This window comes from Geobacillus sp. PLS 41 (assembly GCF_056494105.1).
Genome location: NZ_CM151395.1, coordinates 1,756,521 through 1,782,414 on the forward strand (window position 1 = coordinate 1,756,521; position 25,894 = coordinate 1,782,414).

23 protein-coding genes and 2 pseudogenes are annotated in these 25,894 nt (G+C 48.8%); 14 read left to right on the forward strand and 11 right to left on the reverse strand.

The genetic code is table 11. The features are described from left to right. Positions 1-64: 64 nt before the first annotated feature. The 6 genes and pseudogenes from ACVX3G_RS08725 to ACVX3G_RS08750 all read right to left on the reverse strand — a co-directional run bounded on the left by ACVX3G_RS08725 (position 65) and on the right by ACVX3G_RS08750 (position 7,484). Positions 65-724, reverse strand: a complete 660-nt coding sequence (locus ACVX3G_RS08725) for a hypothetical protein (RefSeq protein WP_033012969.1) — start codon at positions 722-724, stop codon at positions 65-67. Further along, on the reverse strand, positions 721-1,590 hold the full coding sequence (locus ACVX3G_RS08730; RefSeq protein ID WP_020279884.1) for an ABC transporter ATP-binding protein: 870 nt from the start codon (positions 1,588-1,590) through the stop codon (positions 721-723). Before ACVX3G_RS08730 ends, ACVX3G_RS08725 begins: the two co-directional genes overlap by 4 nt. Beyond that, positions 1,587-3,638, reverse strand: coding sequence for an LTA synthase family protein (locus ACVX3G_RS08735; RefSeq protein ID WP_020279883.1), 2,052 nt, complete (start codon positions 3,636-3,638; stop codon positions 1,587-1,589). Before ACVX3G_RS08735 ends, ACVX3G_RS08730 begins: the two co-directional genes overlap by 4 nt. 213 nt (positions 3,639-3,851) lie before the next feature. Continuing rightward, positions 3,852-5,099, reverse strand: a complete 1,248-nt coding sequence (locus tag ACVX3G_RS08740; protein WP_110107725.1) for an RNA-guided endonuclease InsQ/TnpB family protein — start codon at positions 5,097-5,099, stop codon at positions 3,852-3,854. Between the two features lie 136 nt (positions 5,100-5,235). Next, positions 5,236-5,619, reverse strand: a pseudogene (locus ACVX3G_RS08745) (hypothetical protein); the annotation flags it as partial. Next, on the reverse strand, positions 5,616-7,484 hold the full coding sequence (locus ACVX3G_RS08750; protein WP_011231839.1) for a DUF2339 domain-containing protein: 1,869 nt from the start codon (positions 7,482-7,484) through the stop codon (positions 5,616-5,618). The gene ACVX3G_RS08750 and the pseudogene ACVX3G_RS08745, both read right to left, overlap by 4 nt. 192 nt (positions 7,485-7,676) lie before the next feature. Here ACVX3G_RS08750 and ACVX3G_RS08755 point away from each other — a divergent pair, with 192 nt between their 5' ends. From ACVX3G_RS08755 to ACVX3G_RS08780, 6 genes and pseudogenes are all read left to right on the forward strand, one after another. Then, positions 7,677-7,769, forward strand: coding sequence for a hypothetical protein (locus ACVX3G_RS08755; RefSeq protein ID WP_021322083.1), 93 nt, complete (start codon positions 7,677-7,679; stop codon positions 7,767-7,769). A 220-nt stretch (positions 7,770-7,989) separates the two neighbouring features. Then, positions 7,990-9,646: pseudogene (locus tag ACVX3G_RS08760) on the forward strand (IS1634 family transposase). A gap of 470 nt (positions 9,647-10,116) precedes the next feature. Continuing rightward, complete coding sequence (locus tag ACVX3G_RS08765; protein WP_015375348.1) at positions 10,117-10,524, forward strand: AbrB/MazE/SpoVT family DNA-binding domain-containing protein; 408 nt, start codon at positions 10,117-10,119, stop codon at positions 10,522-10,524. Further along, positions 10,511-10,849, forward strand: coding sequence for a type II toxin-antitoxin system RelE/ParE family toxin (locus ACVX3G_RS08770; RefSeq protein WP_015375347.1), 339 nt, complete (start codon positions 10,511-10,513; stop codon positions 10,847-10,849). The genes ACVX3G_RS08765 and ACVX3G_RS08770 overlap by 14 nt, the downstream gene beginning before the upstream one ends. An 89-nt stretch (positions 10,850-10,938) precedes the next feature. Continuing rightward, positions 10,939-11,913: an aromatic acid exporter family protein gene (locus ACVX3G_RS08775; protein ID WP_020960464.1), complete on the forward strand. Its 975-nt coding sequence runs from the start codon at positions 10,939-10,941 to the stop codon at positions 11,911-11,913. A 68-nt stretch (positions 11,914-11,981) separates the two neighbouring features. Further along, positions 11,982-12,488 (forward strand): L,D-transpeptidase, encoded by a 507-nt coding sequence (locus tag ACVX3G_RS08780; RefSeq protein ID WP_020278250.1) that lies wholly within the window; start codon positions 11,982-11,984, stop codon positions 12,486-12,488. Positions 12,489-12,532: 44 nt separating this feature from the next. On the opposite strand, the gene prli42 is transcribed toward ACVX3G_RS08780, so the two are convergent. After that, on the reverse strand, positions 12,533-12,625 hold the full coding sequence (gene prli42, locus ACVX3G_RS08785; protein ID WP_012820630.1) for a stressosome-associated protein Prli42: 93 nt from the start codon (positions 12,623-12,625) through the stop codon (positions 12,533-12,535). Positions 12,626-12,838: 213 nt separating this feature from the next. Between prli42 and mce the strand changes: the two genes are divergently transcribed. The 7 genes from mce to gndA all read left to right on the forward strand — a co-directional run bounded on the left by mce (position 12,839) and on the right by gndA (position 18,943). After that, positions 12,839-13,261, forward strand: coding sequence for a methylmalonyl-CoA epimerase (mce, locus tag ACVX3G_RS08790; RefSeq protein WP_021322086.1), 423 nt, complete (start codon positions 12,839-12,841; stop codon positions 13,259-13,261). Then, positions 13,258-14,808, forward strand: coding sequence for an acyl-CoA carboxylase subunit beta (locus ACVX3G_RS08795; RefSeq protein WP_021322087.1), 1,551 nt, complete (start codon positions 13,258-13,260; stop codon positions 14,806-14,808). Before mce ends, ACVX3G_RS08795 begins: the two co-directional genes overlap by 4 nt. An 87-nt stretch (positions 14,809-14,895) precedes the next feature. Further along, complete coding sequence (locus tag ACVX3G_RS08800) at positions 14,896-15,147, forward strand: hypothetical protein (RefSeq protein WP_011231830.1); 252 nt, start codon at positions 14,896-14,898, stop codon at positions 15,145-15,147. A 224-nt stretch (positions 15,148-15,371) separates the two neighbouring features. Then, the gene (locus tag ACVX3G_RS08805; RefSeq protein ID WP_014196287.1) at positions 15,372-16,496 is read left to right on the forward strand and encodes a tripeptidase T; all 1,125 of its coding nucleotides are present in this window, start codon (positions 15,372-15,374) and stop codon (positions 16,494-16,496) included. A 116-nt stretch (positions 16,497-16,612) separates the two neighbouring features. Continuing rightward, positions 16,613-17,098, forward strand: coding sequence for a chemotaxis protein CheW (locus tag ACVX3G_RS08810; RefSeq protein ID WP_014196286.1), 486 nt, complete (start codon positions 16,613-16,615; stop codon positions 17,096-17,098). A gap of 82 nt (positions 17,099-17,180) precedes the next feature. After that, positions 17,181-17,372 (forward strand): hypothetical protein, encoded by a 192-nt coding sequence (locus tag ACVX3G_RS08815; RefSeq protein WP_012820645.1) that lies wholly within the window; start codon positions 17,181-17,183, stop codon positions 17,370-17,372. Positions 17,373-17,533: 161 nt separating this feature from the next. Continuing rightward, positions 17,534-18,943, forward strand: a complete 1,410-nt coding sequence (gene gndA, locus ACVX3G_RS08820; protein ID WP_014196285.1) for an NADP-dependent phosphogluconate dehydrogenase — start codon at positions 17,534-17,536, stop codon at positions 18,941-18,943. A gap of 164 nt (positions 18,944-19,107) precedes the next feature. Here the strand turns inward: gndA and ACVX3G_RS08825 are convergent, their stop codons facing one another. From ACVX3G_RS08825 to ACVX3G_RS08840, 4 genes are all read right to left on the reverse strand, one after another. Beyond that, positions 19,108-21,033 carry an FtsX-like permease family protein gene (locus tag ACVX3G_RS08825; RefSeq protein ID WP_014196284.1) on the reverse strand — a complete coding sequence of 642 codons (1,926 nt, stop codon included), beginning with the start codon at positions 21,031-21,033 and terminating at the stop codon, positions 19,108-19,110. Beyond that, positions 21,030-21,785, reverse strand: a complete 756-nt coding sequence (locus tag ACVX3G_RS08830; RefSeq protein WP_014196283.1) for an ABC transporter ATP-binding protein — start codon at positions 21,783-21,785, stop codon at positions 21,030-21,032. Before ACVX3G_RS08830 ends, ACVX3G_RS08825 begins: the two co-directional genes overlap by 4 nt. A gap of 93 nt (positions 21,786-21,878) precedes the next feature. Then, entirely contained in the window at positions 21,879-22,883 is a 1,005-nt protein-coding gene (locus tag ACVX3G_RS08835; protein WP_014196281.1) for a sensor histidine kinase, read from the reverse strand. After that, entirely contained in the window at positions 22,883-23,569 is a 687-nt protein-coding gene (locus tag ACVX3G_RS08840; RefSeq protein WP_014196280.1) for a response regulator transcription factor, read from the reverse strand. Before ACVX3G_RS08840 ends, ACVX3G_RS08835 begins: the two co-directional genes overlap by 1 nt. Before the next feature lie 511 nt (positions 23,570-24,080). On the opposite strand from ACVX3G_RS08840, the gene ACVX3G_RS08845 reads away from it, so the two are divergent. Further along, positions 24,081-25,709: a YncE family protein gene (locus ACVX3G_RS08845; protein ID WP_235045602.1), complete on the forward strand. Its 1,629-nt coding sequence runs from the start codon at positions 24,081-24,083 to the stop codon at positions 25,707-25,709. Positions 25,710-25,894 lie beyond the last annotated feature (185 nt).

Consider the following 25,894-nt stretch of genomic DNA (forward strand, 5'->3'; position numbering starts at 1 on the left):
TAGCCTTTCGTTTGGATGGTAAGCCGTTATTTGCCGCCAAACGTCAATGATCCCCTATCTGCTTTTATTGAGGTTTCCGATCTCCTTTGCTGATCCAGACAATGGTGATGAATGCTGCTAGAAAGATGGACAGCGTTAACATGATGAATTTGTTGATGAGCATCGGTTCCCAAACCGGCGGCTCGAACAAAAAGATATGCGGCCAGGGCATGAACGTTCCTAATGTGGCCACTTCAAGCACCGTATAAATAAAAATGACTGTCAGTGCGATATTGGTGTTTTTTGTAAGAACAAGGGAGGCAGTGCTGAAAAATAGGTAAAAGAACGTCAATAGAATGAAATGAATGAGATTCAAAAAAGACAAAGAAGAAACTCCATATTTCCACATGAATGCCCCGCTTAGCACGACAACCCCAAACAAATGGATGAAAGAATAACGTACAATATCGATCCAAACCCATTGCCTATAGTAAGGGACAAGCGTCTCTTGCGCTCCGTCTTCATACAGTTCGCCGAACCGATAGATGAGGCACCAGCCGGAAAACGGGATGAACAGCCCTTGGATGATAATCACATTGTCGTAAATACTTGGCGATTTGCGGGGAACAAGCAAAATAAGCAACAGAGATAGGATGAACATCGCTGGTGGGATAAAAAAGGCTCCGCCCATTGTCTTGCGGTCAAACACGAATGCGGTTCGCATCCATTCGATGTAAGCTTTCATCTTGGTTCCCCTCTCCTGACAACAGCCAAATATCCGTCGATCAATCGCGGCGCCACCCGTCTCCCCCCTGTTCCCCCGTTTTTGGAAAATACTCGCGCGTGAATGCCATCCTCTTCTTCGAGAAGCTGCACCACTTCTCGCGTTGCGATCAAGTCATCCAATTCTTCGGGGTGTATGCAATATTCCCATACGCAGCCTTTTGCGCGGGACTTCAGCTCAGACGGCGTGCCTTCAAACAACACTTGCCCTTGTTTTAAAACCCCAATTTTGGTGCACAAAAACTCAATGTCTTCCACAATGTGCGAAGAAATGACAATCGTATGCTCGGAACCAAGCTGTTTGAGCAGATGGCGAAAGCGGATTCGCTCTTCAATATCCAAGCCGGCCGTCGGCTCGTCAAACAGCAAGATGGACGGCTTTCGCGTCAATAAATGAGCAATTCCCACCCGTCGCCGCATTCCCCCGGACAGCTCGGACATCTTTTTCGTCTCATGGCCGTTCAAGTTCACTTTTTGAATTGCTTCGGCAACGGCCGCGTGCCGTTCGCCTTTGTCCATCATTCCTTGCAATAAAGCGAGATGGTCAAGCGCTTCTTCGACCGTAATGTTTGGATAAACCATGAAATCTTGCGGCAAATAACCGATCCGTTCATGAGCTTTCACATATTTTCCTTTGGTGCAGCTTCGTTCGTCGATCGCCACCTGCCCTTCATCCATGGGTGTCAAGCCGGCCAATATTTTCATCAATGTCGTCTTGCCGGCTCCGTTCGGTCCGACTAACCCGTAAATCCCCTCTATGCAGAGCGATACGTTCGATAAAATGAGTTGTTTTTTGATTCGTTTCGTGACGCTGGATACATGGATCATGTCTGTCCCTCCTGAACCATGAGGATAAGTTGTATCGCTTTCTCCCAGCTGCCATCTGCTCCTTCTCTCATTTGTTTGTACCATAAAGCCAAAAATATTTGTTTTTTCTCATCGGATAAGCGTTCATACTCCCCAGACAGCTGCCTCAGCACTTGCTGTGTTTTCCCGTCAGGAGAGTCGACTGACAAAGTCAAATCAAACGTCAAATCTCCTCCGGAATAGGGAAGGGCTAATTGTTGTTGGAACCATCTTGCCAGCAACGCTTGAAACACTTCTTTTTGCATCGATGAATGTACTCCCCTCCAAAGAAGTCCTTCTGTTATGATTTCCGGCAAATACATCAATGTTCCTTCTTGGGAGCGAAGGGAATATGGCGTATCAATTTGAAGAAGCAAATGATCGCTGCTATATACGCTCCGTTGTTCACCATGGGGAGCGAGCAACACGATGTTCGTCGGCAACTTTGCCTCTTTTAAATCGAACATCTGCACGATGTCATGGTGGATGCGCCGTACATGACGTTCGAAAACCGGCCAATCCCGCTCAAGATTCGGCCAATCGGCGGGGTGCACGATCTGCCACGGCCCGATTTTTTCCTTCACAAACATTCCCGCTACGGCTGTAATGCCGCCGGACACAACTCCTTCGTACGTTCCGTCGCTTCGGCGCGGCAAATTCGTATAAAACGGCGCCGTTCCGTGAAACGACAACGTATAGCGGATCGGATGGCTCGGTTGCATCGATACAGGCACCGGACTGGAATGAACATTCACAAAGGCAAACGGCGCATGTTCGGCTTTTGTCGGCACCCAGCTGAAATCGCTCGGCAAAAACAAATAGTGCGGTGAAATCGGAATTTGCGCGGAATCGTTCATTTGATACTCAAATGTCCATTCGTCGGTCAAGCGATTGGGTGAACGTTTGACCGTGATGACATCCCCCTGTTGAATAAACGGCAGCTGTTTTCCGGTTTGATCGGTGATTCGCTTCAGAGAAAAATGATGATAAAGCACGAACGACAGCGTGTCGCCCCGAATTTGCCGCAAGGTCACTTTCACTTTCGCATGGACACCGTTTTTGGCCTCCAGCTGAATGTCGTACCGTTCAATCGAATAGTGCAATGTGCTTGGTTGGATGGTTGGATTGTGAGTTTGGTAGTAAACGTTTTCTTTAGCCAAATCAGCGTAGCTGAACACCAGTTTGTTTCCGGTGAAAAGATGCGGAAACAACCAAGCATCCCCCGCTAAAAGCAAAACGACACCTGTAATAATGGCCGCTTTCTCCTTTGTCGTGCGGGCCGTTTTCCAAAGAATGGCCCATACCGCCATCATCGACGTTAGAATCCAAAACAATAGTTTCATGTACGTCGGAAGGCTGACATTGTATCCAACGACGTCACGAAATACATCGTCCATATTCAACGGACCGATGTAGAACAAACTACGGATGTCAGAAAAGGGGATGCGATGGAAATAACGAGAAAACAATTGTGTATTCATCGGGCCGATGGCCAGCCAAATGACCATCATCCAGGCAAAGCTTAATCGATTTTTCCCAAACAATAGAGCAGTGAAAATACCAAGAAAAAAGGCAAATACGAACGGCAAGAGCCAATACACCGCAATGTACGACGCCGTTTCCGTATACAACGAAGAAAAGGGAAGACCCCATGTGCGGTAAAACTGCCATACAAGTACAACTTGCAGACCGGTGAAGAATGAAAGAAACAGCAAGTGATTCACGAACAAGGCGGCGATTTTCAACGCCGTGATGCGCAGTGAGCCGGCAAACAAAAGATTGGCGCCAAATCGGTATTCATCAGAGAACAACTTGTAAAAAAACACCATAAACAGCAGCATTGCCGCTTGGACGATTAACGTCATTTCCCCGACAAAATTTCCATAATCCGTCTTACCAAAGGAATCGTACTGGCGAATGAGAAAGCGCATCATCAGCATGATTAACAAAAATGTGTATGTTCCCATATAGAGAATGCTTTTTCCCATCTGTTTGGCGTAAAACCACGATAGGCGAGTAAACAAAGCCATAAGGGGTCACTCCATTTTCAGCATGGTCGTATCCATCAACGATAAAGGAAAGCAAGCGAATGCCGGTGTGATGGAGCCGTGTTGACATTCGCTTGCTTGTTGAATGAAGCGTGCAAACTTAATTCACGGTCACTTTTGCTTCGCCGTGAACTACCCCCACTTAATTTTCTAGCGAAAATTTGAAGTGGGGGCTTCCAAAGAAGTTTGACTGCTTCAAGCAATCCTTATTCTTTGAGGCGTGTCCACTTCGCCGCTAGAGCATAAGACACTCAGGTCTACAGCTTTACTTTTCTTTAAGATGTTTAATGCGCCATTGACATCAGCATTAATTAGTTTGCCAGACTTTGTTCGATACAAGCCGCGCTTAATACGTTTGCCGCTGAACTTATATTCTTTTGGATTGTCGGCATTATATTCAGGAATCTCATCGCCGTCAAAAAAGCTGGCTTGAGACGTATATGATTCTTCCTGTTTCAAGAATTCAATGCCGTAAAATTCACAAAGATATTCTAGTTTTTCTTTTATGTTACCGAGAGGAATATTGACAAAGTTTTGATTTGTCTTTTTTCCTAGATTAATATTGCGTTGCCATGTTTCCGCATAGCCAATGACAAGTTTGCCAATTTGATTTTCAATACAGTAGTTAATGATGTAACGGCAAGTCTTGTTGATATAATCATTCACTTTATTATTGCGATTCATAGCAAGCAAAGCCTGTTTACGAGTGGTGCCTTTGATTTTTTGCTTATCTTTTATGCTTTGAAGTCTGGCATTTTCTTTGTTAAACCATTGATTTATACTTTTTAATCTCCGCCCATCAATGATGAATGATCTGCCGTCTGATGTGACACAAGTGGCAAAATTGTTTAATCCTAAATCAATTGCCAGTGCTTTTTGGTCATTTAATTCTCTTTGATCTTCAGGCATTTCATATTTGTACTGAATCTCAAAGAACCTGGCATGATGCTTAGGAATGATTTCAATCTGCTTAATCTTTTTGTCCAGTAACACAGGCGGAATCGTTATCGTGATAGGCTTGTGAGTCTTTTTAAATAGGCGAGAATACGGTATCGTGAATTTGTTGCCGTCTATACGAATCTGGCCAATGATCAGTGAATGAAAGCCATCTTTTTTAAGATATTTTGGAATACTGATAGCCTTGTGGTCATATTTTCCTTGTTTGGCAAGAATGATCAAACCAAAGAAAGATTTAAAGGCTTCATTGACCTTTTTTAAAATTTGCTGTGCCATGTTGCTGTTTAACAGCTTATAGTTTTCGTTAGTTTTGGCAAGATGATAGTTTTTCTCATAATTAAGAAATTCCTTGTGTTCAAAATAGTATTGTCTGACATTGTACAATCCGACGTTGTACATGTTCTTGGCAATATGGCACAGTTCTCGAAGAGTCAAGTATTCTTCTTTGGTCAAACCATTTAGCTGTTGTTTGATACAAAAATACATGTTTTCACCTCCCATCTAACTATATGATACTATATTTTACTGAATCTATCCTATTTTCAGCAAAATATAGTTAAGGCGATTCATCTCCCACTTACTCCGCTTCGCTTCGTTGAAGTGGGAGTCTTCTCGCCTAATTAAGATAAATCAGCCGTTGAAACATCGTGAATGAATCGATTGATGCATGGGAAGGGAGGCGATATTTTTTCCATAGTGCCGATTGCTGAAAAGGACGATTCAGCCATATCGAAATATCTTGCAAACGATAGTTTCTCCACAGTTGGTGGTAGTTCTCAGGAATCACGAAAAATACGGTTTTATTGCGTTTTCCTTTTGCTGCCTGTTCATCGAAATGGATTTCCCCTTCATCGATAGGATGAAAGCCGGCAAGCGCTTTGGCGACAATATCTGTGCGAATGTGATTTTTGGCTAGAATGATGGATTGGGAAGGAAGATTGACGGAACAATGATGCAAAATAAGTTGGCGATGGTGCTTAATGGTCACGTTTTTTAATTCCATCATCTGTCTCCTTTCCCCCTTTCTTGTACTAGATGAATCAGTATGTTTTCTTTTTCTTTCATCGATAATGCCTTGTAGTGTTCCCACGCTGTTGAGTTAATGGAGGCTTTTTCTGCTAATCTGTGTTCATATCCGATAGATGGAATATGTAGTTTTTCCATTAAATATAAGCCGGCAAAGAGACTGATCTGTTCGTTTTCGAACAATCGGTATGGGATGAAAAACGCAGCCAACTCCTGAATATGTTTGGTTGCCGGGATGCCATTGACGTCCAAGAACGGATCAACATAAAACGTGTAGGTTCCGTCAGCCACCGTGCTGTCGTAGAGCGAAAGGTTTGTGGTGTTGATGCTTTTTGGGATGATTGAGACGCTCTTGACTTCTTTTGTGCAATAATCTGTATTTGCAAGATTCGGAAACAAGTGGCATAGCTCATTGCGGATGGAAACGAGTTGATGCTTCAATTCCATATAATTTCTTGTTGTAGTGAGAAATGGTTTATAAACAAGGAAACGAGTATGTTGCACTTGAATTTGTTTGTAAGGACCGTTGATCACGGAGAGACAAGGGAGATGGTCCCCATGCCAACGGTACTTTTCCTTTCCGACAATCATGTTGACTCGTGTGCATGTTTTCGTTTCTACATTGGAGTGAAGCGTTCCGGATGAGTTGATATCGTAAAGCGTTGAATCCATGGACTGCGGATACCAGTTGGCTTCAAATGGCAACAACGTGACGCCCGATGTCAACGGATAAAAGGTTGAGCCGAACGTATGTCGATAATAGATCGTCATGGATGGGGCACCGTTGGTCTGCACCTGAACAACGTTTCCTTGTTGTTGAAAGGGCAAACGCTTCCCTCCGCCTTGGATGTGATCGATTTGAAATTGCTCGTTGATCGAAAAACGAACGGTGCGTTCGTTCGGATGCAGAGAGAGTGTGGCTTTGATCGGATACGTGGATTTCGGATTCACCTCGATCTCCTTGATTTTCCAATATCCATACAACGGGATGTTCTTGGTTTGATCCTGATGTTTGATTTGTTGATAGAGTTTGGCGTCGTTTGCCAACAGAATGTCATCCAACTGGAATTTTGATTGTGCATGTTGAAGGAAAAATGTTACGAAAATAACGAGAGTCACACCAGCCGCAAGCCCCGCGAAGGATCGCCGCATGCTTCGAAAAATGCCATAAACGGCGATGGAAGAAAGGATATACGCCAACTTGATCAGCACGCGTTCTTTTTGAAAGGTTAGGCTGAATAACGGGTCAATGTAAGGCCAGCGATGGTTTATCCATAAGGAGAAGGATGGATTGCAATATTCCAAAGAAAACAGCACGATGATCCACAAAACAAACACACCAACGAGCAACATCGCTTTTTTGGAAGAATGATAGGCGTAAACAGCGCCTGCGGACAATCCGATCATCCACGCCCATAGAAATGGGAGAAGAAAATGAATCAAATACAACGGAAACAGAAAAGTGAAAAGATCCCAACCCGCTGAATAGTTGATCACCACCGCACCGGCGATGATCCCGGCCAAGGCCAGTTGCCAAGCGAAAAAACAAACAAACACGATCAAAGCTTGGCAGAAGACGATCGTTTGCGGGTTTGGCATGATGTCATTCATCGCGATCCAGTGAATCGGCGTCGAAGTGAACAACGATACATGCAAGCGGAAGCTGAAGAACAGCCAGACCGCCATTCCAATCGGAACCAAGTATTTCGTATATAAAATCCATTCCGCTGGATTAATCGTATGGGGATTGAGGCAAACAAAGATCAAAACCCCAGAAAATACGAATATGAAACTAGCTTCCGCTTTTAAGCGGGACGCCATTCTTGAAATGAACACCCATTTCATATGGAACGCCCTCTCTAATCATGAATTTGAAATGTTTGTAAAATTCAATGGCATTATAAAAAAAAAAAAAAAAGAAGATGTCAACCTTTTACATGGAAATTCACAGTATATTCACAAATAATAGGAAAATTGTATTGTCATGATGACGATTTTTGGCCAATTTTGCGTCTTTCGGTGTAGGGAGTGTTCATTGTGCGACGTGCTTTTTTCGACGCGCTGAACGAAGCGATCCGGCGGGAAATTGAGCGCGACGGGAAGACGATTTATGAGAAATCTCCGTCGTGAGCCTAGGCGGCCTGCCCCGCATGAGCGGGCGGCCGTTTTTTTTGTGTCCGGCGGCCTTAGGGCAAGCGCGCTGTCCGTTTTTCAGTTGCATCGAAAGCGCTGTTATCGGTACAATGGAACTCACATTTCGCACCCTCCCGACAAAAATCGGGAGGATTTTTTTTCGCCTTGCGTCGAATGAATCTTTGAAACACAAGGAAAGCGAAGGAGTTTTCACACCATGGGCATTCCAATCGATGCGGTCTATGAAGGTTCCTATTTGAATATAATAAGTGCCATATTCAAGAAGCTTGGCCTCCTCCAGTTGATTGACCGTCTCGTTCCGGTCGATCCTCAATGCCAAACCCGAACGAGCGATGCCGTTTAGGCCATCGTCTACAATCTTTGACGGCCGGCAAGCGCTCGTTCACTTGGAACGATGGGCGCATGAGATCGACTTGCCCAAGCTGATCCGTCTTGGACTTCACCCCTCTTGGTTCAATGACGACGCTTTGGCGCGCCATCTGGATCGCCTGTATGAGGCCGACATCCATCACGTCACGTCGGCTTGTCTCGCGCAGATCTACAAGAAGGAAGACCTCCCTCTTTGGGTGTTTCATGCCGATACGACCGATAAGACGGTATATGGTGCGTACGAAACGAACTCGACCGAAGGCTTGCAAATCACCTATGGCTACAATCGGCATCATTATTGGCAAAAACAGATGGGATTCGGGTTGGTCGGCAATCAAGACGGCCTTCCGTTTTACGGAGATGTGCACGACGGCCATCTGCCCGATAAGACATGGAATCCTTCCGTGTTGGCACGGATGAAAGAATAGTTTGAACGCGCGGGAATCGAAGACGAATGGATTTACGTGGCCGATTCGGCCGCCATGACGCGCGGCACCTTGGCGCAAACGAAAGCCGCCAACGCCTTTTTGATCACGCGCGGCCCGGCTTCGCTTCGGATCGGCAAAACGGCGCTGGACCAAGCCGATGCCGAGGACACGCCGTGGAGCGATCCGTTCGTCTTGGCAGAGAAAAACGGCGCCGCGTATCGAGTGTGGGAAACCGCCTCGACGTATGAAGGCCATCCGGTTCGGCTGATCGTCGTTGAATCCAGCGCGCTGGACCAACGAAAAGGGAAGAAACTTGAAAACAAACGGAAAAAAGAAGCAGAGCTTCTTTCACAAGAACAAGCCCAATGGGAGAGCCGCCTGTTTTCCTGCCGGGAAGACGCCGAACAAGCGCTGGCGTCTCTCAAGGCTTCCCTTCGCCCTCGGTTCCATCGCGTCGAGGCGTCCGTTGACGAGGTCATTCGCCCGAAAAAACGGCGCGGACGGCCGAAAAAAGGGGCGGAACCGGAGGTGGAAACGCGGTTCGCCCTTCGCCTGAACGCGGCATTCGACCAAGAGGCGTGGGAGCGGGCGAGACGGAAAGCGTTCCGTTTTGTCTTGGTCACGACCGTTCCGGAGGAATGGAAGGGCCAACCGATGGACGCGAAAGAGATCTTGAAGCTGTATAAAGGCCACATCTCGGTGGAAATGAACTTTGCCTTTTTGAAAGACCTGTTCTTTACGGATGAAATCTATGTAAAAAAACCGGAACGGGTCGGGGTGCTGGGGTATTTGTTTTTGTTGGCGTTGGCCATTTATCGCGTCTTCCAGCGCCGGGTGCGCCAATTCATTACTCCGGAGCAGCCTCTAAAGGGCGCAGGAGGACGCAAACTGACCCGGCCGACGGGGCAAGCGATCTTTCAGTTGTTTCAGTATGTCAAAGTGGTGCTTCTCAAGCAGCCAGACGGGCAAATCCAACGTGCGTTAAGCCAACCGCTCACGTACGAGCAGCGAAGGATTCTGCAAGGGTTGGGGTTGGACGAGAGCATTTACGTCTAATGGGATAAAGAACGACCAGCGATGGTAAAAAAAGGATTGCCATCGCTCGTTGTGTTGGTTCAAAAGTTATTCTAAAAAAACAAATAAAAAATCCTTTCGTTCTACTTAGTAGGGGTGCGAAATGTGAGTTCCAATGTCAAATGAATCCTTGAAATACAAGGAAAGTGAAGGAATTTCCACACCATGGACGTTCGAATTCGTATCATTTATGAAAGTTCCTATTTGAAATAATAATCGCTATCTTTGAGAACCTTGGCCTCCATCAATTGAGCGTCGTTTTGTTCAGGAATTCTCCGCTTTGTTCCACTAGGATGTTAGTGTTTGCATCAATCTATTCCTCTTCCGCAAACATTGAACACTTCTCCTCCCTACGGTATGGGAAAATCATTGTGTTTGTTTCCCCACCATGCTATGATCATTAGTAAAGAAACCAAGAAATTTGGTTATTTTTTTGGAAGGAGGGGAATAATATGGTACCATCAGATTCGATGACAAAGGAGAAGGTACCGATGGACAATATCCCTAACCGTAAGAAAAACCTTGTGAAACGAATTGCCGTATCGAGCAAAAAACAAATTACGATCCCAAAGGATTTTTATGAGCAATTAGGAATTGGAAACGAGGTGTTAATTGAGTTAGCGGATAATAAGTTAATTATTCATCCTATTCATGAGGATCATTTTGACTTTTCCGATCTGATTTTAAAAGACTTGATCGAAGAAGGATATACAGGCGAAGAACTATACAAAGAATTTGTATACCGTAAATCGCAAATTGCCCCTGCATTCAACGCGATGATTTCTGAGGAAAGACCGAAGGCAAAAACGTATACCGCGGATACGTTAGAGGAGTTATTCGGCGAAGATGATGAACAATAATCGGCTGCAATTGCTCCCAAAAGCAGAAAAAACCATCAAAAAGCTGACAAAGAAAGATCCGGTGCTGAAACAGCGTTTGAAAGAAGCCTTGCGGGAGATTCTTTCCCATCCAACGGAAGCAGGAGAAGCGAAAACAGGGGATTTGGCAGGGATTTACGGTTACGACATTTATCATCAAGGAGTCAATTACGAAATCGCCTATTTTATTGATCAGGATGAAAGCGGGAATATGGTGGTCGTTGTCTTGGCGGGAACCCGCGAAAATTTTTATGATGAGCTGAAGCGTTATATGAAAGCGAACAAAGCGAGACTTCCTAAACCATAGCTGTGATAGGTTAAGAAAAACAATGGCCATTTTATCTCTCTCTTCATGTCTTGTCTGCCGTTGTTGATACGATAAAAGGAGACGGCGCGATGAAAATCGGCTATCGGACGTTAAAAACCGCGGTGGGGGCGGCGCTAGCGATTGCCATCGCTCAGCTGATCGGCCTGCATAATTTCGCTTCCGCTGGCATTATCGTCATTTTATGCGTCCAAGTGACGAAAAAGCGGTCGCTTGAGACCGCTCGGGCCCGTTTTGCGGCGTGCGTCGTTGCGGTCGGGTTTGCGGCGTTGTTTTTTACCGCCTTCGGCTATCATCCGTGGACGATCGGGCTGTTGCTTTTGTTGTTCATTCCTGTGACGGTTCGCTTGAAAATCAATGAAGGCATTGCGACAAGCTCGGTCATTATTTTGCATTTGTATGCGGCCCAAGACATCACGTGGGGATTGGTCGCCAATGAGATCTTGCTCGTGGCGGTTGGCATTGGGGTAGCGCTGCTGATGAACATGTACATGCCGAGCGCCGAGAAGGAGCTCAAAGAGTACCAGCGCATTGTCGAAGATTTGTTTCGCATTATTTTAAAAGAAATCGTCCGCTACTTGCGCACAAATGAGCTTGATTGGGATGGAAAAGAGCTGCCGCTTGCGGCGGAGACGCTCGACAAAGCGAAAAAGCTCGCCATGCGCCACGCCGACAATCAATTATGGCGGAATGAGGATGAATATGTCCGCTACTTCCGCATGCGTGAGCGGCAGTTGGAAATCATCGAGCATATGCTTCCGCTTGTGACATCGCTCGTCTACACGGTCGAGCAGCGGATGATGGTCGCCGATTTTATCGACGAATTAAGCGACGCCATTCATCCGGGAAATACGGCGGACCGCTTTTTGCGGCGCCTTGCCGAGATGCGCGAACAGTTTAAAGCGATGCCGCTGCCAAAGACGCGCGAGCAGTTTGAAGAGCGGGCGGCGTTGTTTCATTTAGTGCGCGAATTGGAGCGATATTTAATCATCAAAAGCGAATTCCATCCCGGAAACGAACGAAAACCGCAGCGGCTGAAGGCATGATGCAGGGCATATGTCCATCCGTTTTGGCGCACACTATAGCCAAACATTCAAGCAAAGGATGGACGGATATGCGGGTATGGTTGGCCATTTGTCTCGTGCTCACCGCCGTGTTGGGAGCGCCTTTCCCGACAGCGGCGGAGGCGAAGCCGCTTGTCATTGTGAACAAAGCGATCAATAAGCTCGCGCTCGTCCGCGACGGCCGCATCGAAGCCGTTTATCCGGTGGCGACCGGGGTCAATACCGATTTGACGCCGGAAGGAATGTTTACGGTGACGGTGAAGGCGAAACACCCGTATTATCGGAAAAAGAACATCCCAGGCGGGGCGCCGAACAATCCGCTCGGCGCAAGGTGGATCGGCTTTAACGCGCGCGGGACGGACGGGCGCATCTACGGCATTCACGGCACGAACAACCCGGCGTCGATCGGCCAGTATGTGTCGCAAGGTTGTGTGCGCATGCACAACCGCGATGTCGAGCATTTGTATGAACGGGTGCCGATTGGCGCCAACGTGCTCATTCTCCGCAGCAACGAATCGTTTTACGCCATCGCCAAACGGCACGGCGCTGTCCGATGAAAAACGCAAGCTCCGTTTCGGAGCTTGCGTTTTTTTGGGCAGGTTTAAAACCACATGCTGATGCCGGCGAGGAGCGTCGTCAGCAGCATGCAAATGAGCATCAAGTAAACCACGAATTTTTGCGTTTTGCGCGACAACGGTCCGTCCTCCTTCCGTCCGCTGTTCTACGTTTATTGTAACGGCAAACAGCGGAGCGGACAAGGAAAAAAGCAGGATGAGAGATGAAACGGACCGCTCCATGGCTTGACCGTTGCGCAGACAAAGAAAAACAAAAAAAGCAGGATTTTTTGTCGAAACGGCGAATAATAAAATGTTGGCCTCATCATTTTGCGGCAAAGGGGATGCAGACGATGGAAGTAAAAAAAGTCGACCATATCGGCATTGCCGTCCGCTCGATCGAGAAAGCGCTTCCGTTTTATACAGATGTGCTCGGCCTGCCGTTTCTCGGCATCGAGGAAGTCGAGTCGGAGCAGGTGAAAGTGGCGTTTTTGCAGGCTGGAGAGGCGAAAATTGAACTTCTTGAGCCGCTGTCGCCAGAGAGCGCGGTGGCGAAATTTATCGAGAAACGCGGCGAAGGGATTCATCATGTGGCGCTTGGGGTTGAAGACATCACCGAGCGCATCCGTGAGCTGAAGGAGCATGGCATCCGCATGATTCAAGATGCGCCAAAACGCGGCGCCGGCGGAGCATGGGTCGCGTTCATGCACCCGAAATCGACCGGCGGCGTGTTGTATGAGCTTTGTGAACGGATGAAAACGGAGGGACACCAATGAGCGACATGTACGATAAAATCAATGAATTATATGACCGCCGACGTGAGATTGAACTGGGCGGCGGCGATGAGAAAATTGAACAGCAGCACGCGAAAGGGAAGCTGACGGCGCGCGAGCGGATTGACTTGCTTTTGGATGAAGGAACGTTTGTCGAACTCAATCCGTTCATCGAGCACCGCTGCACCGATTTTGGACTTGGCGAAAAGAAGGGGCCGGGCGATGGGGTCGTCACCGGCTACGGGAAGATCAATGGACGCACCGTATTTGTGTTCTCGCAAGATTTCACCGTCTTCGGCGGGGCGCTTGGGGAAATGCACGCGAAAAAAATCACGAACATCATGGATTTGGCGGCGAAAACCGGGGCGCCGGTCATCGGCTTGAACGATTCGGGCGGCGCCCGCATTCAAGAAGGGGTCTTGTCGCTTGACGGGTACGGGCACATTTTTTACCGCAACGCCATTTATTCCGGCGTCATCCCGCAAATTTCCGTCATTATGGGGCCGTGCGCCGGCGGGGCCGTCTATTCGCCGGCCATCACGGATTTTGTGTTCATGGTCGAAAAAACGAGCCAAATGTTCATCACCGGTCCGAAAGTGATTGAAGCGGTGACCGGGGAGAAAATCAGCGCCGAAGATTTAGGCGGCGCCCGCGTGCACAACACGATCAGCGGCAACGCTCATTTTGCGGCGGCGAATGAAGAGGAAGCGCTCGCCGAGGTGCGGCGGCTGCTTGGCTATTTGCCGTCAAACAATAACGAAAAGCCGCCGTTTGGCCCGATTCCGGACGGGGACGACTACCGCCCCGATTTGGCCGATGTCGTGCCGATTGACGCCGTCCGCCCGTACGATGTGCGCCACGTCATCGCCCACGTCGTCGATGACGGATCGTTTCTGGAAGTGCAAAAAGATTTCGCCAAAAACATCGTGATCGGCTTTGCCCGCATCAAAGGCGAAGTGGTGGGGCTTGTGTGCAACCAGCCGAAGTTTATGGCCGGCGGGCTTGACATTGATTCGTCCGACAAGGCGGCGCGTTTTATCCGTTTTTGCGATTCGTTCAACATCCCGATCATTACGTTTGAGGACGTCACCGGCTTTTTCCCGGGCGTCAAGCAGGAGCACGGCGGCATCATCCGCCATGGGGCGAAAATTTTGTACGCCTACTCGGAAGCAACGGTGCCGAAAATTACGGTCATTTTGCGGAAAGCGTACGGCGGCGCGTACGTCGCCTTAAACAGCAAATCGATCGGCGCCGATGTCGTCTATGCGTGGCCGAACGCCGAAGTGGCCGTCATGGGGCCCCAAGGGGCGGCGAATATCATTTTCGCGAGCGAAATTGAAAAAAGCCCGAACCCGGAAGAGACGCGGGCGCAAAAAATTGCCGAGTACCGCGAGAAATTCGCCAATCCGTACGTCGCCGCGAAATACGGCATGATCGATGACGTCATCGACCCGCGCGACACGAGAATCAAGCTCATTCAGGCGCTCGAGATGCTTCGAAACAAGCACGAGGAGCGGCCGAAGAAAAAGCATGGCAATATTCCGCTGTAAACGATGGAAGGCGTCCGGTCAATCTCGGGCGTCTTTTATGTTTTGGGTTTGATATGGTATAATATGGTTAAAAAAGGGGAGAGGAAAATGAATTTTTTCAACGACCCAAACAGCAGAGTGAAGTTGATTCCATTGATTATTGCCGTCATTGGATTGTGGCTCCTTTTAAATAGCCCTAAATTAGGAAGTGATTCTGTTTCATCATGGGTTCGATCCGTAGGCGGCTCGGCCGGTTCGCAAGAATACTTGCAAATGTTAAAAGGGTATATCAATGCCTATCAAATGGTAGGGGGCATTTTCTTATTGACAGGGTTATTTTCTCTTTTTAAAAGAAAATGACAATAGAAGATGACAAAGAAAGATTAGCATGAGACATCCGCAACCTTTCCTGAACGAAGGTGCTTTGCTGCGCTTTTCATGATTTCAGCATTTGTCTGAAGTCATGAAAAAACTGAATTCCACTCATCATTCGTTTACTCAAGCTGTTTCGGCGTCTAGTTTGGTGTTTGGCGGAAACTTCCGGTATACTGGAAGAGGAATCTATACATAGGAGGACGAAACAGATGGTAAACGAGCAGCGTCTTGTCGACGAATTTTTGGAACTCGTGCAAATCGATTCAGAAACGAAGCATGAAGGGGAAATCGCCAACGTGCTCAAACAAAAGTTTGAAGCGCTCGGCCTTGAGGTGATCGAAGACGATGCCGCCGCGAAAACCGGGCACGGCGCCGGCAATTTGATTTGCACGCTCGCGGCGACGAAAGACGGGGTGGATCCGATTTATTTCACATCGCATATGGATACGGTCGTGCCGGGCAAAGGCGTGAAGCCATCGATTCAGGACGGCTATGTCGTCACCGACGGGACGACGATTTTAGGCGCGGATGATAAAGCGGGCTTGGCGGCGATGTTGGAAGCGATTCGGGTGTTGAAAGAGCAAAACATCCCGCACGGCGTGATCCAGTTTATCATCACCGTCGGAGAAGAGTCGGGGCTTGTCGGGGCGAAGGCGCTCGATCCGTCGCTCATCCAAGCGAAATACGGCTATGCCTTGGACAGCGACGGCAAAGTCGGCAACATCGTCGTCGCCGCCCCGACGCAGGCGAAGCTGAAAGTGGTTGTGCATGGCAAAACCGCTCATGCCGGTGTGGCTCCGGAGCGAGGAGTGTCAGCCATTACGATTGCGGCGAAAGCGATCGCGAAAATGCCGCTCGGCCGCATCGACGAGGAAACAACGGCCAACATCGGCCGCTTTGAAGGCGGCACGCAAACGAACATCGTCTGCGACCGCGTCGATATTTTAGCGGAAGCCCGCTCGCTTGTCCCAGAAAAAATGGAAGCGCAAGTGGCGAAAATGAAAGAGGCGTTTGAAACGGTCGCCGTGGAAATGGGCGGCCGCGCCGATGTCGAAGTGGAAGTGATGTACCCTGGCTTTAAGTTCAGCGACGGCGACCATGTCGTGGAAATCGCCAAACGGGCGGCGGCGAAAATCGGCCGGCCGTGCAAGCTCGAGCGAAGCGGCGGCGGCAGCGATGCCAATATCATCGCCGGCTTCGGCATTCCGACGGTCAACCTCGCTGTCGGCTATGAAGAGATCCATACGACGAACGAGCGGATGCCGATTGAAGAGTTGGTCAAACTGACGGAAATGGTCATCGCCATTGTCGAAGAAGTCGCCAATGCCGAGTGAGCATCCCGAGGCTGGATGCTCTTTTTCTCGAGCGGAGAACATTCGCGCTGAAAATAGGATGAAAGCTGCCGATAAAAAAAGCAAAGGCAAGATGTTGAAGAAGAGAGGGCTGGGGAATGGACAAATATGTCATCTTTCGCGTTGAGCGGGAACAGTACGCCGTTTCGATCGCGTATGTCGTCTCGATTGAAAAAATGACAGAGCCGACCGCCGTTCCGCATATGCCGGACTATATGGCCGGCGTCGTGCGCATCCGCGGCGAGCTTGTGCCGGTGCTTGATATGCGCAAGCTCCTGTACGGGCGGGCCATCGAAGAAACGGACCAGACACGCCTCATTGTCGCCGCTGTGGATGGCTTGTCGGTCGCGTTTATCGTCGATGAGGCGAAAGAGATCGCCGATATTGAGCCTGAGGCCATTAAACCGCTTCAACTGATGTCCGCGGAGCGCACGCCGTATGTAGTCGGGATGGCGGCGCAAGCCGACCGGCTGTTGACCGTGCTTGACCCGCGCGTCTTGTTTGCCCATTTGGACGAGGCAGAGGAGATTCGCGAGCAGGTGGCCGCTGCCCAAGCCGCTGTCCGGGCAGGAGAGACGGTATAGGTGTTTGCCTATACCGTTTTTTCTTCCGCGCATATCCTAATCATGGAAATGAACTTCAACTCATGAAGAGGAGGCGCATTCCATGGTTCGACCGTTTGGCCCGTATCCAGGCGGCTTTTATCCACCGTACTTTGGCGGCTACGGCCACTATCCGTATGGCTACTATCCTTATTGGCACGGGGGCTACGGCGGCTATCACCATTTTCCATACGGGATGTATGATGGCCACTATCCGTTTTCCCCATACGGCTTCCCGCACTATGGAGGCTACTAAGCATGAGGGGCGTTGCGCCCCTTTCATTTTCAATATGAAAATGGCAAACAAATCCGTCGTGCAGACTCGTTCATAAATCGGTTTAGAAAAACTTGCAGGCAAGCGTAAACGTATGGTATGTTGTTTGATGAACAAACCAAAACGGAAAGGGACGTTGGACAATGGCGAAACAGCAAATCGGCGTCATCGGACTGGCGGTCATGGGGAAAAACTTGGCGTTGAACATTGAAAGCAAAGGCTATTCAGTGGCGGTATACAACCGTTCGCGCGAAAAAACGGACGAGTTTTTGCAGGAAGCGAAAGGAAAAAACATTGTCGGTACATACAGCATCGAAGAATTCGTCAACGCCTTGGAAAAACCGCGGAAAATTTTGCTGATGGTGAAAGCGGGAGCGCCGACGGACGCGACGATCGAACAGCTGAAGCCGCATTTGGAGAAAGGCGATATTGTAATTGACGGCGGCAATACGTATTTTAAGGATACGCAACGCCGCAATAAAGAACTCGCTGAACTCGGCATTCACTTTATCGGCACAGGGGTCTCCGGCGGTGAGGAAGGGGCGCTGAAAGGCCCGTCGATCATGCCGGGTGGGCAAAAAGAAGCGCATGAGCTCGTGCGCCCGATTTTTGAAGCCATCGCTGCGAAAGTCGACGGCGAGCCGTGCACGACGTACATCGGTCCGGACGGCGCGGGGCATTATGTCAAAATGGTGCATAACGGCATTGAATACGGCGACATGCAGCTGATCGCTGAAGCGTACTTCCTGCTCAAACATGTGCTCGGCATGGATGCTGCAGAGCTGCACGAAGTGTTTGCCGACTGGAACAAAGGCGAATTGAACAGCTACTTGATTGAAATTACGGCCGACATTTTCACGAAAATCGATGAAGAAACAGGCAAGCCGCTTGTTGATGTCATTTTGGACAAAGCCGGGCAAAAAGGGACGGGCAAATGGACGAGCCAAAACGCCCTCGATTTGGGCGTGCCGCTGCCGATCATCACGGAATCGGTGTTCGCCCGTTTCATCTCGGCGATGAAAGACGAGCGCGTGAAAGCAAGCAAAGTGCTCGCAGGCCCAGCGGTGAAGCCGTTTGAAGGCGACCGCGGCCACTTCATCGAAGCCGTGCGCCGCGCGCTTTATATGAGCAAAATTTGCTCGTACGCCCAAGGATTTGCGCAAATGAAGGCGGCTTCTGAGGAATACAACTGGAACTTGCGCTATGGCGACATCGCCATGATCTTCCGCGGCGGCTGCATCATCCGCGCGCAATTTTTGCAAAAAATTAAAGAGGCGTACGACCGCGATCCGGCGCTTTCGAACTTGCTCTTGGATCCGTATTTCAAAGACATTGTCGAACGCTACCAAGACGCGCTCCGCGAAATCGTCGCCACCGCGGCGATGCGCGGCATTCCAGTGCCAGGATTCGCAAGCGCCCTCGCCTATTACGACAGCTACCGCACCGCGGTGCTCCCAGCCAACTTAATCCAAGCGCAGCGCGATTACTTCGGCGCCCACACGTACGAACGCGTTGACAAGGAAGGCATTTTCCATACGGAATGGTTGAAATAAGAAAAAAGCCCTTAGAGTCATTCGCTACTCTAAGGGCTTTTCGTGTTCGATAAAGCTAAAATTCGTTCCGTCAACTGGAACTGCATCTTCAGAATGGGATGACCACTGATCGAGTGGGCGAACGTTGGAACGGTTTTGGTTCTTCCCTCACTCGCTGCATCGTTTTAAAGCGCCTCGCGAATTAGCTTTTTGTAATAACGAACGGACAACACGCCAAACAGCGAATAGCAGACCGTGTAAATCGCCATCACCGTCAACATCGGCATCCACAGTTCGGTGCCGAAAAAGAACCAGCCGGAGCGGACGGCGAAATAGCTATGGGACAATCCCAGCAACAACGGAATGCCAAAGTAGAACAGCTGTTTCCGCCGAATGCCCCCGAGCAAGTCTTTTTCGGTGAATCCCAGTTTGCGCAAAATGGTGTAATTCGGCCGCTCTTCTTCGCCGGCGCCCATTTGCTTGAAGTAAAGAATGCAGCCGGATGTGACCAAAAAGGCGAGTCCTAAAAAGGTGACGACAAACATGATCAATCCGAACGTTTGCTTTTGGTGGCGGCTCATCATCAGGCGCGAATCGGCGATGGAGGAAAACTCCATGCGTTGAAACAACTGATCAGCCCGTTCAATATTTGTTTCGTCAGTCAGATGAATTCCGATATGCACCTTTTTCTTTTGTGGATCGGTTTCTTTTTGCAAATGATCAAACATTGTTTGGTCGACGATGACGGTCGGCATGCCGTACGTGAAATGATAGTTGACGTAATAGTCTTTTTTCATCCCAAGGTAATGAAGTGGGACCATGCGGCCGTTTTCTTCTAAGCGAATCGTTCCCGTTTCTTTAAACGGCAAGAATTGACGGAGTATGTCCTGATATCCCGTCAGCAGCGCTTCCCCAGGCTTGACATCGATGCGGCCTGTACTTGTGTCGCTGATCACCGATAACGGCGCGGCGGACGGCTGAAACTGGAGCCGGCTTTGATCAGCGGTGTCCAAAATCATCGAAATATCAGTCGGTGCTTCGATGACATCGATAATCGTTTCCCGATAGCGAATATCATGAGATCGCAGCGCCGCCGTAAAACGGGCGGCATCTTTTTTGTCCGTAAACGCGAAATCGGCGGCGACGTTGTTTTTGGCTGATTGCTCGGCTGAATAATAGGAAATATAGCTTAGTGAGATCAACCCGATCGCGATGGCCGACACGGTCGTGATGATCGTCAGCAGCAACGCGTTCGATTTCATGCGAAACATGAGCGACGATCCCGATAGCACGGCGTTGATCGACAAATAGCCGCCTTTTTGTTTTCGCCATAGGTGGAACAGAAAGCTGATCGTTCCTTTGAAAAACAAATAGGTGCCGATGATGACAGCGCCTAAGATGAACGCCATGGCCATGAATAATCCTTGCACGCTCTTCCAGTCGCTGCTAAACAATTTCGTCGATATACCATAGCCGCTGGCGATGAGGATGATCCCCACCATCCCCACGACCATGTTCCATACGGATACGTGTTTTGCTTCGGTTGTGGATGTAGTGCGGAACAAGGATAAAATCGTCTGTTTTTTGAGAAACAAGCGGTTCATCCCCATCATGAGGACATCAATCACGCTGAACACAATCAACGTTTGCACTAGTGCTCGTCCAGAAAAGGAAAGAGATGCCGCTAGTGGAATATCGATGATTTTAAACAAAATCATCATCAACAGCTTGGAAGCGGCAAATCCTACCAATATGCCGATGATCAGTGTGCCGTAATAAAGAATGACGTTTTCGGCCGCCAGCATCAAAAAGATGTTTCGTTTCGTCATGCCGATCAACTGCAAAAGAGCGATCTCATGGCTCCGACGCTTGATAAACAGGGCGTTGGCGTACAAAAGAAAGACGGCGACAATCACGATAAGAAGCACCGCGCCTGTGCGGACGGCCGCCGCGCCTTTCACTCCCCCTTTGATGGCATCAAGCGATGGATCGTACTGCAATGTCACGAACGCGAAATACAAGGCGGAAGCAAACATCAAGGCAAACACGTACAAATAATAATGTTGGATGTTTTGTTTCAAGTTGCGGAACAGGAGTTGCTTCATGCTCATGGCCGAACACCGCCCAGCACGCCTTGCGTTTGCATAATGGCTTGGAAAAATTGCTGCCGCGTTTCCGTTCCTTTATACAGTTGCGTATACAATTGTCCGTCTTTGATAAAAACGACACGGCCTGAGAAACTGGCGGCGACCGGATCGTGGGTGACCATGATGATTGTCGTCTTCCGTTTTTTATTAAGTTGTTGCAGCTTGTGCAATAAATCGGAAGCCGCTTTTGAATCGAGTGCGCCTGTCGGCTCATCAGCAAAAATGATGCTCGGTTCATGGATGAACGCCCGCGCCGCGGCAGCGCGCTGTTTTTGCCCACCAGAAATTTCGCTCGGATAGTGGTTTTGGATGTCCGTGATGCCAAGTTCAGCTGCCAATTCTGCAAATTTCTTTTCCGCTTCTCGCTTGGGCGTTTTCGTAATCGATAAAGGCAAAAGGACATTCTCCTTCACCGTCAGCGTGTCAAGCAAATGATACTCTTGAAAGATGAAGCCGACATGGCGTTTGCGAAACTCTGCCAGCTCTCGGTCTTTCATGGCGACGACGTTGTTTCCTTCGATGAAAATAGCGCCCTCGCTCACTCGGTCGATTGAGGAAAGAACGTTGAGGAGCGTCGTTTTCCCTGATCCCGAAGGCCCCATGATCGCGAGAAATTCCCCCTTCTCCACACGCAGATCGATGCCTTTGAGCACTTCTTGTAGATTCTTTTTCGTTCCGTACATTTTGCGGATGTTGGTTGCTTCCAATATGATCATCTCATTTTCCCTCCTTCGTTTCTATCATAAGCAATGAGATTATTTTTTTCCTGCGTTTGGCCGAACAAAACGAAGCCGCATGTGACAAAATCGTCACATGCGACGTGTGCGGATGATGTCATTTTCTTGTGGAAATAGGATCGTAAATGTCGTTCCGCGCCCGGGCGTGGATTCGACATGAAAGTCAAGAAGAAGCGGTTTGGCGGCTTTTTTCGCCAAATACAGTCCCATCCCTGTCGCCGCTTCATTTTGGTGTTCGGCGGTGGAGGTGAATCCTTTCTCGAAAATGCGCGGCAAGTCCTTTGGATCAATGCCCAAGCCGAAATCTTGAATTTGTAGGAAGGCATGGCCGTTTTTCATAAAGCTTTTCACGACAATGTCAGATGACTCGCTGTATTTCACCGCATTTGTGATGATTTGCCGGATGATAAAAGAAAGCCATTTGGCATCGCTCAGGACGGAGCGGACGTCTAATTGAAGGTCAAAGCCGATGCCTTTTTGCATACACCACGATTGCAGCGGTTTAATCTCATTGATGAGAAGCGGCTCAAGCTCGACTTGTTCGATATATAAGTCGTTTTCCATGTGTGGAAGCCGTCGTTGATGAAGTTTCTGATCAAGAAGCAGATGCATGCGCAGCCACTCGTACAAGAGTTGCGCTTTCGTGTTTTCGTCCTCGACTCGATCGATGATGAGCCGCATGGCCGTCAGCGGCGTTTTCATTTCGTGAATCCATGACAACAGTTCATCTTTCTCTTGTTCCAATGTAGCGAGGTGTTCTTTCAGTTCTTGTTTCCATTGTTCCGTTTGGCTGGCGAGGACGCGTTCGACGATCTTCTCCAGTGGGCTTGCCGCCCGCAGGGCAGAGATGGGATCGAGGCGGCGCTCCCACTCTTGCAAACGTTGATAAAATGTCGTTTCTTTTTTCCAACGAATGATGACAAAGACAACAAAGATGATAGTCGTTAAAAAGACGATGTAAAGAATGGAGGAGAATGGAATCGTTGGATCCAGATAAGCGACAAACAGGATGAACAGCTCTAGAAAGAGAAAGAGGGCCATCCAGCTTTTTCGTTCCCACAAATAGTCTTTGAGCATCAGTAACTCCCTTCTTCCGTAGCCATATAGCCTTGCCCAACTTTCGTTTCAATGAAGCACCCCAAACCGAGTTCGTCGAGTTTTTTCCGCAGGCGGTTGACGTTGACGGTCAGCGTGTTGTCGCTGACAAACCGTTCGTCTTCCCATAGCCGTTTGATCAGCTCCGTCCGAGCAACGATCTGGTTTTTCTTATCCAATAAATGTTTCAAAATCAACAGTTCGTTTTTCGTCAGCTCCACCGTTCCGTGTTCATTTGAGACTGTGCTTTTTTCATAGTCGACCGTTGCCCCGCACCATGTTTGCAGCTGAATGGGTCCGGCATTGTAGTTGTACACGCGGCGGAGCAGCGCTTGGATTTTGGCGATCAGCACATCGAAATGAAACGGCTTTTGGATGTAATCATCAGCTCCAAGCTGCATCGACATGACCATATCAGTCGGGTGGTCGCGCGATGATAAAAACAAAATCGGGACGTTCGAATGAGCACGAATCTGGCGGCACCAGTGGAACCCGTCAAATTTCGGCAGCTGGATGTCGATGATCACCAAGTGCGGCTTGCAAGCAGAAAACTCTTCCATCACACGGCCGAAATCGCGGATGCCGCAAACGTCGTACGACCATTGTTCCAAACGTGCTTTGATTTCTTGAAACAACGTCACATCATCTTCAATGAGCAAAATGTTCAACTTTGCCTCACCCCACTTGTTTCTATTGGGAGCTCCGTTTTCATTATATTTGTTTGACCGTTCGGGGGAAAGGAGGTTCAAAATGGAAAGCATGAAAATGTATTAGACAGCAAAGCGATGGCCGCTGTTCGTGATCGGCGGCAGTTGGTGTATGCGGCCGAACGGGGTGCGTATGGCAAAAAGAGCTTGAAGTGATGATCAACGGTGGGCTATCATGGATATTGAGGATGGATAAGGAATGGTCAAATGTCGGTGCTCGATTGTTTGAGCTATGCTATGCGCAAGGAATGTATAGGAATTAGCAATCATCGTTTGACGGGGGATTGGAATGGGAACAACATTTAGGAAAGGTTTTTTATTTTGTCTCTTCTTGTTTATCTGTCTTTTCCATGTTTTTCCTTCCGCTAAAGCGGAAGCGGCGGGACCGCGTACGCAACAGCTTCCTGGGCGCGTGCTCGATTGGGTCATGGATGATCAAAATGGGTATATTTATGCGCTCACGGAAAAGGGGATGTTATTATTTATTGAAGCGAGCACATTGTCGATCAAAAAGCAGGAACCCGTTTCTCTGCGGGCATACAGCGCTTTATGGCGGAAATATGCCCAGCGGTCGGTCACTCTTCTTTTGCGGGACGGGAAGCTGTATGTGCCGTCTGAAACATCGATAGACGTTTTTGACGTCAAAACGAAACGGCTGATTCAACGAGCCCCGTATAACGGATTGCCGTTTGGCCTATTAGGCAACAAAATCGTAACTTTCGGAAAGCAGTACGGGCGCGGGAAGACGACGTATGAGATGTACATGTGGGATTTGGCGGCGAAACGCCAAACAAGCCGGCTGATTGCTGATCCTAACTTTTTTTCCGTTTTTTCAGAGGAAAATACGTTGTTTTTCGATGAGAAGCGAGGTCTGGCCTTCATCGGCCGCAATGTTTCCATTCCTGATTTAGCGGTATTGCGCCTGTCCGATTTGAAGGTGGTGAAGCGAGTTTCGTATCAAGGGCCGAGAGGTAGCGCTCCCACCCATCCGCTCATCGTTGACGGAAGCGATGTGTTTTTTGCGGGAAGGCGCATTGATGCCGGAAATATCAACATGGTGCACGACTGTTATAACGGCCCCGTTTTAGATGTTCAAGGGGCCTATGTGGTGACAAATAAGGCGGTGTATGACCGTTACACCTCTGCTAAGATAAACGCGCTTCCATTCCCGACGAACTATGCGTTGATGGATGCAAAGTACAATTTGTATTTGATCAAAGAAGGGGAAAATCGAATTTATAAATATCCATTGCCGGCCGATGAGAGCTATTATGTTCGATCGTCCCATTATGCTTTCACCAATGTCCCCATTTCCCATTTGGCTTATGATTCGTCGACCGGATGGTTGTATGTGTTGTCCGCCGAAGACAGCAAACTGTTTGTCATTCGCGCCAGCGACATGAAAATGGTGAAAGAAATTCATCCCGGACCGCAGCCGACGGATGTAAAAATTGATGGCGGCAAGGTGTATGTTGCGCTATCGGGAGCGACGAAAATGGCGATTTACGACGCCAAAACAATGCAGTTTCTTGGAACGGTGCCGCTGATCGCTGCTCCGCGTTCATTGGCGATCGGGGACGGGAAAATTTTCTTCACGGACAATAGCCGCACGTTGACGGGATCGATTGCCGTTTATGATATGAAGACGAAAAAACAATGGCGAATCCCAAAGGTATTCATCAATCCGTTGATTGGGTATGACGAAAAACAAAATGTATTGTATGTCGGACAGGAAGGAACATCGGATCATGATCTGTATGCGGTGCGGCTTTCCGATTGGCATGTTTCGCAACTATTGTCCTTCCCTGGAGGGGATGATGCCTTTTTTATGAACGGCGGGGAGATTTTTTACGGAAAGGCGCGCATCAATCCAGCCCAGCCCGGCGCATTGGTGGCCGCTGAATTTCCGGAGCCGCTTCGGGCGGCGAGCCGTCAATATATCATCACCAGCCGTGCCATTTATAACCGGGCAACAGGAACGAAAATCGCCGATTTGTCATCTGAAGCGTTGCTCGCAACGGCTGGAGATGATGGAATGATCTTCACGTATCGAAAAGTGGCTACGAACCATTATTTGATTAAGCAAAAACTGTCTCAATAAAATTGCCATTGCTGGGAGCGTTGGTGCTTCTCCAAAGCGCATGAAACAGTTTTCACAACGTCTAGACGGGCTCGTACCTCCGCCCGTCTAGTTTTATCATCCTAAACCGAGAAGACCCCCCACTTCCACGCGTGAGCGTAAGTGGGGGATGAATCGTTTATTCGCCATCGATCTCCCTCTTGACA